The sequence below is a fragment of the Pseudoalteromonas luteoviolacea NCIMB 1944 genome, assembly GCF_001625565.1.
GTDB lineage: Bacteria > Pseudomonadota > Gammaproteobacteria > Enterobacterales > Alteromonadaceae > Pseudoalteromonas > Pseudoalteromonas luteoviolacea_F.
Genome location: NZ_AUXS01000039.1, coordinates 20,433 through 34,346 on the forward strand (window position 1 = coordinate 20,433; position 13,914 = coordinate 34,346).

General features: G+C 41.2%; 7 protein-coding genes. 3 read left to right on the forward strand and 4 right to left on the reverse strand.

Going from position 1 to position 13,914, the window contains the following annotated elements; translation table 11 throughout:
• The first annotated feature begins 1,008 nt into the window (after positions 1-1,008).
• Positions 1,009-3,168, forward strand: a complete 2,160-nt coding sequence (locus N483_RS14395) for an alkaline phosphatase family protein (protein WP_023397501.1) — start codon at positions 1,009-1,011, stop codon at positions 3,166-3,168.
• Between the two features lie 97 nt (positions 3,169-3,265).
• On the opposite strand, the gene N483_RS14400 is transcribed toward N483_RS14395, so the two are convergent.
• The 4 genes from N483_RS14400 to N483_RS14415 are packed head-to-tail and all read right to left on the reverse strand — an operon-like array spanning position 3,266 to position 10,460.
• Positions 3,266-5,827, reverse strand: a complete 2,562-nt coding sequence (locus tag N483_RS14400) for a hypothetical protein (protein ID WP_023397502.1) — start codon at positions 5,825-5,827, stop codon at positions 3,266-3,268.
• Positions 5,820-6,299: a response regulator gene (locus tag N483_RS14405; protein ID WP_023397503.1), complete on the reverse strand. Its 480-nt coding sequence runs from the start codon at positions 6,297-6,299 to the stop codon at positions 5,820-5,822. The genes N483_RS14400 and N483_RS14405 overlap by 8 nt, the downstream gene beginning before the upstream one ends.
• An 18-nt stretch (positions 6,300-6,317) precedes the next feature.
• Positions 6,318-9,158, reverse strand: a complete 2,841-nt coding sequence (locus tag N483_RS14410; protein ID WP_023397504.1) for a sensor histidine kinase — start codon at positions 9,156-9,158, stop codon at positions 6,318-6,320.
• Positions 9,159-10,460 (reverse strand): KAP family P-loop NTPase fold protein, encoded by a 1,302-nt coding sequence (locus tag N483_RS14415; RefSeq protein WP_023397505.1) that lies wholly within the window; start codon positions 10,458-10,460, stop codon positions 9,159-9,161.
• A gap of 219 nt (positions 10,461-10,679) precedes the next feature.
• Between N483_RS14415 and N483_RS14420 the strand changes: the two genes are divergently transcribed.
• Both N483_RS14420 and N483_RS14425 read left to right on the forward strand, forming a co-directional pair.
• Complete coding sequence (locus tag N483_RS14420; RefSeq protein WP_023397506.1) at positions 10,680-11,126, forward strand: hypothetical protein; 447 nt, start codon at positions 10,680-10,682, stop codon at positions 11,124-11,126.
• Between the two features lie 254 nt (positions 11,127-11,380).
• Positions 11,381-13,531 (forward strand): PQQ-dependent sugar dehydrogenase, encoded by a 2,151-nt coding sequence (locus N483_RS14425; protein ID WP_023397507.1) that lies wholly within the window; start codon positions 11,381-11,383, stop codon positions 13,529-13,531.
• Positions 13,532-13,914 lie beyond the last annotated feature (383 nt).

The following is a 13,914-nucleotide window of genomic DNA, read 5'->3' on the forward strand; positions in this document are numbered from 1 at the left end:
AGCATCCCTTGTGGTGCTCTCAATTTCGCGTAGTTTGAGAGTGGTTAAACTAAAAAAGTACTTTTTGTATGGCTCATTTACTTGGTTAAAATTTTTAGCTTGGAAAGGGAATAAGTAAAACCTAGTCTATCGGTGGGATATCTAATTTTCACAAAAAAGTGGAGCTTAAATCATATGTTCTACGTTGGGAGTCAAAGTTATACTTTGATGTTGATGTCACTTAACCCAAGTAGTAGCAATGTTGAACAAGTTATGACTTCTAAATTCCAATAAAGATTAGAATATAGAAGTCATAACTTGATAGGTGTTAATTCAACCTTAATGGTTAATCATTAAGGTAAACACCTACTATATTACCAAATGGGTTGCTTGTGCTATTTACACATTTATCAAATTTTGCTCTGACCTTTTTTCCTGTGGTTTGTGCAGTAAGTAGCACTGAAAATATTGCATCATATTTCTTATGTGATGGGCTTAAATAATATACAGAGGTAGAGCACCCAGTTGCTGGTAATTGTACAAATGTATCACTGTTGGTGTTTACAATATGAAGGTTTACTGGCACAGCAGACGTGGTTGTCCCTGGAGTGCTCATACCCGCGTAGCTAAGCCTGACGCTAGTAATAGCGGTAAAAGTAACTTTTTCATTTTATTCCTTACTTATAAGTTTGTCCTGATTATAGGGATATTGCTGTAGTAGTCACGTAAAATAAATAAAAATATGCGGATATTCGTATTACTACTTTTTTAACCATGTAACGGCAACTTAAATACAAGTATCGAAGGCTTAAAATGACAAACTCTAGAGCTTTTTATTGACCTATTGCCTTTTACGAGCTTGAACTTTACAAATTTCATAAAAACGCTCTTGAAAGTATAAGGCGCACAACCAAACCGTGCGTTTTACTAATTCATCTCACTGTCATTTCCAAATAACGATTTTGCAATACATTTCACGTAAATTCTGGACTAGACCAGTTTGGGTCTTTATTAGAAAGGAAATTTACAATGACGACAAAAGACACATGCGGTAAGGGCGTGATAGGCGCCAAGAAAACCGTAGCCAATTTATGTTTAGGGTTATTTGGAGCCATGCTCAGTGGACAGGTGTTGGCGAGTTCTCACTCATTACTAATAGCCATTGATGGACTCAGGGGTGATGGTATAGAAAACGCGATCACACCAAACCTAGATAAGTTAATTTCTGGTACTTGGGCTGAAGGCTATCAAGGGGCTTTCGCTTTTTATGCGCAAACCATGAAAGACGCGGCGCCAAATAGTGGTCCTAACCACGTTGGGATCATGACTGGCGTGACGGCCAAAAAAAGTGGTGTTACTGGCAATTCCGACGTCCATACTGGCAGATATTCACAATATCCACATTATCAAAGCCTGTTAGAACGGCACAATACGAGTCTGAATACTGCTTATTTGGTTACGTGGTCTACAGACATGCAAATAGCAAACGAGGCGGATCTAAAAATTGACTCTAATGATGCTGGTAACATCAATAATGCATTGAAAATAATTAACGGCACGTATGAATCGAACAATTGGTCAAAAGGCACTCGACCAGATTCCATTTTTCTATTTTTGGACGATGTAGATGGTGCAGGGCACGCGTGTTGTTTTACAGCATCAGATACAGGTTATGTGGACGAGATTGCAGATGTTGATCGTCAAATAGGGATTTTGTTGGATGCTATAAAAGCTCGTCCAAATTTTGCAGAAGAAGATTGGCAGATTGTTATGACTTCAGATCACGGTGGCCGAGGATCTTCCCACGGTATTCATGCGGCAGACAATTACACAATCCCATTTTTAGTGGCATCAAAAACCGCAAAGCAAGGCTATCTGAGCGGAATACCGAAAAACTATGATGCCGCTCCAACTGTGCTTGCGCATCATGGTCTGTCAGTGCCAAGCAATATGGATGGCGTGGTTAGGGGTCACAGTGTGCAAGCACAAGCACCTGAGAACATTGAGACTGACTTAATCACATATTTACCGTTTGATGGTAACTATGAGGATAAATCAGGGAATCATGTTCACGCAAAAGTAGGCGGCGGCAACCCAGAAATTAATTCTGGTGGCAAGTTCGGCCAGTTTGTAGCCATTAATGGCTCGCAAGAATACTTGTCTTTAGGCAACCCCGCTGAAATGGATTTTGCATCTGCTCGCGATTTTACCTTGATGACCTGGTATCGGGTTAGTGGAGATCAGCAAGGTGATCCTGTGATCGTAGGTAATAAAAATTGGAATAGTGGCAGTAACCGGGGCACATTGCTACTTGCCAACGAAGGGAATGGTGATGATGTTGGGATAAATATTGCTTCCACGTCAGCTGATAGGAAAGATATTGATCCCATTGACTATACCTTTAATGGCTGGTGGTTATTGGTAGCCACGTTTGACCGTGATGGCAGTGCAACCTTGTACGCAGGGAGCCCTACTGGGCAATTAAATATCATTTCAGGCAGCATTGAAGATGTCGGTGACATTAGCTCTTCTCTTGATTGGAATATCGGGCAAGATGGTACAGGTTCATACAAATATAATTTGAAAGCTGATTTGGATGATTTTGCAGTTTGGGGCCGTGCGCTGACGCTGGATGAGGTGCGTGCTTTGTATAATGGAGGCAGTGGTACAGAAATCAACAAAATCTTGAACAATGAGCCGACGCGTTACTTAAATTCGAACTCAGAAGTAATAGAAGGTCAAAATTATCAAGTCATTATCACGGCGGTTGCAAACGGGCAAACCTGTGGCCTAGAGTGGGATGCAACATTAAAAAGCCGCGAGCGCAACGCGAAGTGGGATTGCGCTGGGCGAGCTGATCCGTTGACATTGCAAGTAAATAAAGTCACAACATCAGGGACGGTGAAGAAAGTGTCAGGCTATTTAGTTGCTCAAGGTGGTAAAGGCGCACTAGAGTGGGATGCAGATAGCGTATCGAATGAGCGAAATGCAAAGTTTGACGAAGGAACACGAGGAGACTATCTCACAGTGACACTGCAGCCCAATGAAAATGGCACCAAGATTTCAGCCATTGCGTACGGTCGCGAGTGCGGTCTTGAGTGGGATGCAACGCTGTCTGGTGGTGAGCGAAATGCTAAATGGGATTGCCACCCACGTGGTGATGCGGTGAGAATTCAATTGATTGATTAACATTATTACCGATTGGCATCATACAGTTTTATTGGTTTTTGTTGAATTAAAAAGCCCCGTGAATACACATTGGGGCTTTTGATTTATGGCTTAGAGATTAAAAAGGCCGATAACGTTTTAAAAACGCCTTTACTTCAGGTAGTGCTGCATATGCCATCACATCAAAGTAACCAAGTGGCGCGGTGCCAGTTTCAATCCAAATTAACTGAGACAACTCACTTTCATGAATTTGCCCTTCTTGGATCATTTTATTTAAAGACCCAGAGGGACTTAGGCGCTCTTCAGCGGTTTTTTCGCTGTTATGGTTACTTGTGGCTTCACCGCTCGGGCTGGTGTTTAACTCTGACCAAAATGACTTTTGTTGACCTATCCAGTCTCTGATATTGACGTTCATTTGATGGTAAAAGCTGTCACTGAGCATTTGCATAGAGTGCAGTAACTGTTTTCTATTTGGCACTTTAAATAACAGTTGGGGACTATTTTTATAGTTATCAGTTATATTTTCTAAATGTAGTTTCCCCCCGGATTGGATCAGGCGAAGTACTTGCAGTAGCGTTGGTAAGTTTTCTGTTGCGGTCAATTTGATCCAATGAGTATTTTTATATTGGTACTCAGTTGCCAAATCGCCATTTAAGGTATTGGCGGTACTGTGAAAATGGCAAAGCAGACCTTCGGCTTGAATCGCTTTGGGGTTCTCAATTAATGTAGAAGATGGGTGCCATGGTAATACCAAATCACAAAGTAACAGCATCATGGCTGTTTTTTCAGAATCTCTGGTATAACGGTCAGGCAGGTAACTCATATTATGAAATAAAATTGCCCTAGCAGCCGGCTTGATCAGATCTCTAATCACGAGCTTTTTACGCTCATCAGATTGGATTTGATTGTGGTCGTGCACATGTTCAATCAATATATAGGCGCTCGAAATACCTTGTTTTTGTAATGGTAGCGTTTCAAAGTGGGAGAGGGATTCAAGCTCCCTTGATTCTATTAACCCTATTTGAGCAAACTCATCGTGGACTTTTTGCCAGTTCATTTCAGTGCTGCTGTCACCATTTTCGAGCATTCCCAGATCATGAAAAAGGGCCGAGATCGCGAATGTTTTTTGAAGATTATCAGCAATTTTCCCTTTGTTAGAGAGCATATATTGACCGAACATGTATACGTCAATAATGTGTTGGCAATGCTGCAATGCAAAGTTGAGTGTCTCCGACGATTGGCTGGTGTGTAAGCTATTTTCAAGTGTCCTAAACAAAGAAATGGGTAAATATAATTCTAAGTTTTCACGGCAGTGCATCTTTATCAGTCTTAACATACTCATAGCTAGGTCAACTGGGAAGCTTCTAAATCTGTAACCGTCAGAAAATATGGTTCTAGCAGACTCAGTAATCACAAAGGCCAAAGCACATTTTTCGGGTTCTATGAACTGATAATCCTTTTTATCTTTTATTTTTTCTAGCACCTGAAAAACTAGCCACAGCATTAAGTAACCCCGCTTTAAAGGCGTTTTTTCGCGCGCTTGAAGCAGTCCTAAATGTTTTAAGTAGATATTTAACCCGTCATAGGTCGTTGTTAAAAGCGCTGGAGTGCTAGGTACATCATTTTTTCCAAGTCGCACTTGCAGCCACATGGCTAGGGGCTTTATATGTTTGTCTGCATTTTTCAGTTTGGACTCAATCTTCTTGCCTTCATCCAGGTCTGTATTTTTCTCTTCATGGTTAGCAAAAAATACAGCAAATAAAGCAACTAGATTTTTATATCGTTTGAGCTTTTGTTCGTCGTGTTCTTCTGTGCTGATAGAGTTGATAAGGTCGACTGTTTGTTTCAGAGTATCGCGGTGCTCTTTTAAGCAAATATCAGCGCCTTTGGTAAAAAAGCGTTCCAGTAAAAGCTGCCGCCAAACGGTTAATAAAATAGGAATACTAATGTCCGCCCAATACTCTATTGGGAAGTCCATACCAGCCCAAACTTTAAGCTTTTTGTTGAGGCTTTCAAATTTTGTTATAGGCCAAGGTACAGATGAGTTGTATTTCGAAAGCGTATAAGTGCGTATTGCGGGTGCGATTTCGGGCCACTTTCGAGCTTTATAAGCTCGCCAAAGAAGATTGGTAATCTCGATATCTGTATTTAACTTATCTTTTAAGTTGTTGGCTATTTCAGCAGCGTTATTTTCATCATAAATTTGTAGCTGTAAACAGGCGGTCAATCGTGGTGATTGGTCGCTGGGATCAGAAGTAAGCAAGCAATTAAGTACAGATAGGTTGCTGTCAACGATAGACTTAGTAACATACCATTTAAAATAAATTGACTGACCGCCCTCTAGCATATGCGTAGAAGCGTCATCCTCAGATGCGCTATTGGCTTGTTTGTATGACTTTTTGAAATAATCAAAGAAGTCGCCTTTGATTGTTTCCAAATGGTATTCATTGGGGTAGAGCTGTTTTGCTTTTCCGCTTATAAACGAATTAATCTTGTTACGGAGTCCTGGCATTGAGAAAGCGACGGTTGTACTTATGATCTGTCCAGATATTACCGAACATAGCACTTTCGCTAGTTGCAACTCAAGATCAGATTTTTCGTAATTTTGCAAAAAATTGTTGTTTAATGCGTGAGTCAACTTTGCTTTTAAATCGTACGTTTTAATCATCTGCTCAGTCATGGTGTTTACCAATTTCTAGGCTACGTGTGAAATTTAATAGCTCAGCTTCTTCAAGGGGTTTGGTTGTGCGTTTGATTCTCCCGTCACAAAGCTGATTAATTGTTTTTTGAACGTCACTGTCGTAAAAACCTGAGATAATAAGTATGGGTGTAGTTGTATTGGACTCTTTTGGTACAGGACAAGTTTTGAGTTTTTCTAGCAGCTCCAGCAGTTGCTGATCCAAATGTACTCGTCGGTTTTTTAGCCAGCAAATAAATAAAGTCCCCATCCAAACCACTAAGTCAGAATCAATGGGCTGGCTGATATCCTTGATTTGCTGATCAAGTAAAATACCATCGTAATAATGTTGATTGAGCAACTTAGCAGCTTCGGGTATGGTCGTTGCCCAATCAAGAGTAAAACCTTCTTCTTCTAGCAACATGGTTTCGAAGAAAAAATTGTCCTTTTCATCATCAATCCACAATAGTCGCATCCTATTCTCCTTAAATTGTTATCCGCGCCAATAATGTAAAAAAGTGGCTTGGGCAGTTACTACCGCCTTATTGTTATCGCTTCTCAATGGTGTGCTTTTTAGGGTGAGTTGACCGTCAGGGTGAGCGTTGATAAGCGATGTAGCCAATGGCAAACCTATACCTTGCCCGCTGATATTTCTGTGCATGTTATCACGCTCGCCAAAACGCATAACTTGCTTTAACTGGTAGTCGCTTAATGCATGACTTACGTTACTTATCTCTATAATTAACTTATATTTAATCGTCGTGACCCTAACAAAAATATTATGGTTTGCAAGGGTGTACTTAACTGCGTTATCCAGTAAATTGCCAATGGCAATGTCCAAGCTTAGTTCATCAAAAGTGAACTGATCTGGTGCAGTATATTCAAATTCAATCTCAGCGCCTTTGTCCGTCGCCCAGTCTCGGTATCTGTCTATCCAGCGCTCAAAACACTCTCTGAGATCTGTTTCTTTTCTATCGAGCTCTATCTGTTGATCCATCAGCACACGTTGAAACTCTTGCCAACTTTTTACTAGAAACTCGTCTCTTTTTAATAACCTAAGCTGTTTTTTAACGGCTTTGTCATCGGGTGTATGCTTGAGGATCAAATGCGCAAAGCCTTTTGCTCTGGACACCAACCCCTGCGAAGGGGCCAAAATAGCATGGCGAAAAACCCCCATATCGGATCGCCATTGAATTCGCATTGCCTCGTGGTAAATCACCTGCGATAGCTCTCTGACTATTCGGTATACTTGCTCCGCTTCCCATTGTGTGAAAGCGCGATTGTGTGATGTAACAACTAAAAAGCCGTGAACAAGCTGGCTACCATGGATAGCGATACGGGTGACCATACTGTGCATACCCAGTGCGATTAATTTGCCATTTGCTCTTTGAAAAGCATTCTTTTTTGGCTTAATAAGAAAATAGTTATTGTCGCTGGGGAATATACGTTCCAAGTATTTAACTGTTTTAATGTAATCGGCAGATGTCATTTGCTGGGTCTGTTTGGAAGAGCCTGACAATATTAGCTGGCCCATTTCATTATTCACCATAAGCTCTACGTGACAGTCTCGTCGGATATAGGTATCGACCAAGTGTTTTGTTCGTTTTATAAGACTGTAATTGAGGTCCTGCCCAGAGAGCTGCATTAACTCGTCCATAACCTCAGGCAACTTTGCAAACAAATGATGCTGCTGAAATTCACACCATTGAATAGCTGTGGCGGCCAGCAGCTTGTCTGCTAGTTGCTGTTGAAATAATCCAATAACTCTGGTTTGAGTAAGAAGTTTTATCATGCCAATCAGAGCAACATCACTTTGAGTAGACTTGATCTTTGGTTCAAAAAATAGGGGATGATATAGCCAAGAACGAATTTGCTTCCAGCCCAACTCATGGCTCAGGCTATCTAATTTGCTTTTGTCAAGACTACGACCAGCATCTTCGTCTGTTTTTGGGATAAGGCAGGCTTCACATTTATTGATTAAATAAGCTGATGTAGATCCTTGCGCAACACCAAAATCGATTAAGTTATGTATGTCATTTCCACTTTGACAGCGCGCTTGTGTTACTTTGCCTGATTTAACCGGTTCATAGAGCAGTGCAGCTTCTGCACCAGTATACTTGCAGAGTTGATCTAGGGTTCTTGAGTGCAAAGATTCGAGGTCTTGTTCTTGGTTTTGTGCGAAATCATGTAACTCGCTGCTGAACTTTTGTACACAATAACTTTGGTAATCTTTGAAGTACTCATAAAATCGCTTACCCGATGCTTGTATAAAGGTCTCAGATTTTTCCCTTGCAGCAGAGCCTCGCCATCTGTGTAATGCATTAAAGTGAGGTTGATAGGCTTTATCAAACACAGCTAACCAGAGTGAACTGTTTTTGATGTATTTGCTGACATCGTTACGTTTTTCGGGCTCCCACATTTTAAAACAGGCACGAAGTAGTAATTCAGATTGCTTAGTTTGAGATATACCCAAGTCTTCAATCAGGAGGTTTTGTATCTCTTCCTGTTCGATTGAATCAATATAAATATCTGAGATCTGTTGTTGTGTTGAGCCGTCGCAGCTCCAATGGCTTATAGTGTACAAACGCTTTTTGTCGGCGTCGTACTCCATTAGGTTAAGAGAGTATGCTTGGATGAATTCACCAATATGCTCTAGTAGTAATGAGAGCGTTTCAAAGAATGTTTTTTTTACTCTTGGTAAGCCAATGAGGTCCTTATATGCATTTTCTGCAACATCTTTGCGTTTGAGTGCCCGAGAATGTTCGTAGGCAATATTGATGTGCGCAAAATCACTTTGATATTTGGCTATATCACAGAGCAAGAACCTGTCTTTAGCATTGTCTTCACCAATGTAAAAGCAGATAAAGCCAATTAACTTTTGCTCTAAGTTATGAAGAGGCCAAAATAGTCTGCATTTATCTTTATTGTTTAACTCGCCACACTCAATGCGTGTGGTAGGAATTGATTCAGGGTCGCCATACCCCGAAGTTTTTACGGGTCTAGTTGCGAGGTCGCCGGTTGTGCAACGCCAGCTATCACTGTGCTTAGCGCGCTCGGCAATGACCCACTTTTGGTGCTCGACCAAACGAGCGGTTAAATGAGGTTCTTGCTCATCGCACAGGTAGCGCCTAGTTGCTTGTGTATCTTGCTTTTCTTTCGCTGCGCATTTGAGTTTGACGTAGGGCCCATTTTTGTTTGAAAAATCAATGCCAAAAATACGCCAATAATCAGCGCCAAGCTTGTAGCATAGGTTATCAGTGAGTTGGCTTAATGTGTCTTCTAGTTTATCTGGACTGAGCAAGGCCCAGACGTCATGTCTATTATCCTCTAGCATTTAAATACCCTTACTACTGATAAATTCATCGAGAACTTTATAGTCTTGAATTCGAGTCTGAAGCCTGTATTCGTATCTGGCGCCGCCTTTGGTTGGGCTTTCGTTAAAAAACTCTCGAATATAGGGCTGTTCTAATAGTTCATCTACTGTTGCGTCTTGATTTTCTGAGCGGACACTATCGTGTTGTAGAGCGTTTTCCACTTGCTCCCAAAAAACGTTAGACTTGGCATGTAAATAGTCCCTGAGAGTCGGCCAGCGGTTGATGGCGGCAAGCCATTCCATAAGAAGTGCCGTGTCAAAGGAGGGGGTGTGGCTTTCCGGCTCATTAGACATAAGCCATTGATAGGTGTTTAAACAGCGTTTTATTAGCCTTAAATTTGCAAAACAAGGCGTTGAAAAAACGTCTTTCCACTTTTCATCAAATCGCAGTCCGCTATCAGGGTTATCTTGATCATCGTGATATCCGCCTTGGCTCAATAGCTCTTGATACAATGTATTATGTGTAGCCAAAGAGAATCGCGGAATTTGCAGCATGATCGGAAAGAGTTTCTCTAAGTACCTTTGGCTATCATAGCTTGAAAGCGATGAAAATTTGCTTCTGATAGCTTGTTGCAAGGTGACCTTGTCCATTGCGACTACAAAGCGACACCCTGTATGTGTATGACTGCTTACCAATAGCCGTATTTGATCTAGTAATTCAACAGCGCTTTGCGGTGAACACCTGTCCAAATCATCAATGATGATAATTGGCTTATTATCTTTCCAAAGGGTATTAATTAACTCTTCAAATTGCTCGGTGAGTAAATCTGTCTGAGTTTTCGAAGGAGGCTGTGTTTTAACTTGGCTAATTGTGTCGAAGTCTTTTTGAATATCAGTCAGGTTACCTTTAATTCCGATGGCACCAAGCATCCCTCTGACACCCAAAGATGCAGCGGTTTTAAGTACAGCCATAAATGCATCTAAGGCTTGCTGATTCACTTTATTCTTTTCTGGCTGGCTGTTCCAAATACAGTGCAGCAGTGCGGTCATTAAGCTGCTTTCTGCTTCATAACGCCAAGCGTCAAGCCAAACAACATTTTTGTCATTGAGCTCTTTTTTTAAGCACATTAATAAACTGGTTTTACCTGATCCCCAGTCACCACTAAGCAAGATGGGCGCTGTGTTGATGAGTTCTGTGTTTTGATGACTTTGCTCAAAGTCATCGAGTTTGTTCAGATTTTCTGCAAGGTAATTTGCGAAGCCTTGCAATTCAGGCCAATTTTCTAAACTTGAAACTGGGGTATCACTAAGAAATCCTTTCATCTCATTACCAAGGGTGAATTCAATGTAAAGCTCATACTCCTAAAATAACATTTTTTTTTCAAGTTTATTTTCTATTTAACAATCAACAGAGTGGCCAAAAATACAGTTTGGATGACTCAACGTAAATAGTGGAGGGTTGATCTCAACGAAGCTTGCTTTTATTCTGGGACGTTTTTGATTTGTGGGGTTTAAAATAATCTACTCCAATAGGGATGCATTATGCATATAAAACATATAAAGCTTTTACTCATTTCTTTGCTCGTTTTAATTAGCCAGCCGTTAAAATCTAGTGAGCTTGGTGTGTCCACTTTAAACCAAAGCTTCGATTCTGTTTCTATTTACGCCTTATTATCTAATCCTGCTAAGTACCATAATAGACATGTGCAGTTTGTTGGATTCTTAAATATTGAACATGAAGGAAATGCTGTCTATGCCAGCAAGTTGGATTTTGATCAAATGATTACGAAAAATGCAATCTGGATAGATGTTACAAGTAAGCGCGGTGAGGGTTTAAGTGACAAATACGTACTAATTAAAGGCACATTCAAAGCAGATGAACAGGGGCACTTTGGTTTATTCTCTGGTGCTATTGAAGGTGTGTTGCGCTTAGAACTTCACAAAAATAGAAAGCAGCTTGAAGCCGAGTTAAAAGCCTCCTCTAAATAATCACTGACAATGGCTCTTCTGCAAGGAGAAGGAAATAAAGATGAGTATGTTTATGGGCAATATTTAACATAATGTTTAGCGGCATGCTGACACAGTGACCGAAGGTCTAACGTGCTGACCAACCGGTCTATTTCTCCTAACGAAGGAAGAGAGTTTCAACAAGAAAATAAAAGACAAAAATTATTCTATAAATCGAAATTAAATTGACTATATTTTGGTCTACTTATCACACCTCATAGTAAAGGTATCATGTCATGTATAGTCTGATCCGATTCATGCTCTGTTGCTGGGTGTTGTTTGTACCCAAGCTATATGCTGCAGATGTCTCAACCACCTTTCCAACTGACCAAACTTCAGGAACCTTTACTTTGGGAACTCAGCCCAAAACAGTTACCTTTAGCGGTGGCGAAGTGAGGATCGCAGGGATTTCCTCATTATATCGAAGTGGTAGTAGGGCATTTATGGTACGCAATACGACGGCAACGATATCGTTTGGTACGCCAGCTGTCGAACTATTATTTTACATTCGCGGGCAATCGACGGGTAACGCGTTTGTTAGACTGTTAGATGCGGATGACAATGAGCTATTAAGAGTTGAAGCAAATAGCAGCGATTGGAGCCAAGTATCGTTGCGCCGAGACAGTGGTATAGCCAAAGTTGAGTTTACCAACAATGCGAGCGATTTAGCTGCCATGGAAGATTTTGAATACACGGCAATGGCAGAGCAAAGCACCGAACCTACTCCCATCACAGATCCCATTCCCGCTATGATTGAGGAGGGGGCGTTGAAGGCAAATTTGATTCCATTGGTATCGGGCACCCTAACTTCACCTGTGACCGGTGCGACGATAAATGGACAAGATAATTTCGTATATATCGTTGATCAAGTGGGTATTTTATACAGTTTAAACCTTAGCAATAATCAGCTGAGTCAAGTTTTAACCGTAACAGATAGACTAGTCGAGATTAACCCTAATTTTGATGAGCGCGGATTTTTAGGAGTCGCATTTCATCCAAACTTTAACAGCAATGGACTACTGTATACCTATACGTCAGAGCCCGCCGCGGGAAGCGTTGATTTTTCTTTCTCTGGTAGCGTAGACCATCACACAGTGATCAATCGCTGGCAGGCGACATTGGATCCGGATATGGGTGTCAATATAAATAGTGATTCTGCGACGGAGATAATGCGTATTGCACAGCCTCAAAGTAACCATAATGGTGGTACTCTTATATTTGATAGTGAAAACATGTTATTGATTTCGCTGGGCGATGGAGGCGCAGCGGATGATCAAGGGAATGGACACAGTGACGGTGGAAATGGTCAAGACACTCAAACACCACTCGGTAAGTTATTACGGATAGATCCCCTCGGCAACAACGCCGAAAATGGCAAATACGGTATTCCAGCGAACAATCCGTTCATTGATAGTAATGATGTACTGGATGAAATATGGGTCATAGGAGTTAGAAATCCGTACCGTATTGTTGCGCATAATGATCAAGTATATGTGTGTGATGTCGGCCAAAATAAAATTGAAGAAGTCACCTTAGTGACTGGCGGAGAAAATTTGGGCTGGCCTTTAAAAGAAGGATCGTTTGCTTTTGACAATAACGGCAGCGACAGTGGATTTGTGTATGATCCCAATCTTGCAAGTTTGCCGTCTGAGCTTGTTGATCCAAATTGGCAATACGATCGAGACGAAGGGGTTGCGGTGATCTGTGGCGCTGTATATGAAGGTAATATTGAAGTATTAAAAGGAAAATTTGTATTTGGAGACTATCGAACACCAGATCTAGATAGAGGCAGACTATTATATACATCGACGTCAGATCTGATCGCCGAAATACCAATCGAAGCGGGCATGGACGGCGAAAAGTTACTTGGATTTGTTAAGCTTAACAGCGGTGACGTGCTGGTATTGACTAATGAAACAGGTACGCCACAGGGGGCAACAGGTAAAGTGCTACGAATCGAAGCGATACCAAACAATGCACCAGTGGCAGAGGTCGCTGAGTCCAATATAACTGTCAATGAAGGCGAGTTGGTTACGCTAAGTGCATCAGGTTCAAGCGATCCTGATGGCGATACATTGTTGTTTGTTTGGACTCAAACATCAGGCGCCACTGTGACTTTGAACAATGGCAACACTGCAACGGCTACATTTACAGCCCCTAATGTCGAACAACAAGCACTGTTAGAGTTTATGGTTGAAGTCTCAGACGGCCATTTAACTCAAAGTCGAGAAGTCAGTGTAACAGTCAACAATATCAGTAATACCAATAGCAACACTGCTACTGGCAGTGACTCGGGCGGTGGTGGTGGTAGCATGTCAGTACTTTTACTATTGCTACTTGTTTGTTTAATTTACTCATATAGTAAGCGTTATAGGGACTATGATTGAGCAAAACCAGTGTCGAACATAGTCGGTTTTGTAATGAATAGATTTTTGACAAGTTTTGAAAGGGTGCTTTATAAGCTAAGCACCCTTTAATATCTGAAGCATTAATTTGTAGCTACCGTGAAATGCGCTGAAACTTTGGATACAGGACATTGACAAGCTACTTCCTTTTTTGAATATAGCTAGAGGGGAGGGAGCGTTGTCGACAAACAACATGTTGCATCCCAAAGCTTACTTCATCAAAATTTGCGGACTCTTCCTTTGAGTGGAGATTGTAATTGTAAGCATTGGCCAGGAGAGCGCTAAAACTAAATGTTCCTTCTGTTATGCCGGTTGATACCAAATTGGCACCTTTAACCGTTATGCTATCTCTCGCCTTAATATTT

Excerpts from the sequence above, each read along its gene's own strand:
- N483_RS14395 (WP_023397501.1), top strand. The coding sequence starts at position 1,009 with ATGACGACAAAAGACACATGCGGTAAGGGCGTGATAGGCGCCAAGAAA.
- N483_RS14400 (WP_023397502.1), bottom strand. The coding sequence starts at position 5,827 with ATGACTGAGCAGATGATTAAAACGTACGATTTAAAAGCAAAGTTGACT.
- N483_RS14405 (WP_023397503.1), bottom strand. The coding sequence starts at position 6,299 with ATGCGACTATTGTGGATTGATGATGAAAAGGACAATTTTTTCTTCGAA.
- N483_RS14410 (WP_023397504.1), bottom strand. The coding sequence starts at position 9,158 with ATGCTAGAGGATAATAGACATGACGTCTGGGCCTTGCTCAGTCCAGAT.
- N483_RS14415 (WP_023397505.1), bottom strand. The coding sequence starts at position 10,460 with ATGAAAGGATTTCTTAGTGATACCCCAGTTTCAAGTTTAGAAAATTGG.
- N483_RS14420 (WP_023397506.1), top strand. The coding sequence starts at position 10,680 with ATGCATATAAAACATATAAAGCTTTTACTCATTTCTTTGCTCGTTTTA.
- N483_RS14425 (WP_023397507.1), top strand. The coding sequence starts at position 11,381 with ATGTATAGTCTGATCCGATTCATGCTCTGTTGCTGGGTGTTGTTTGTA.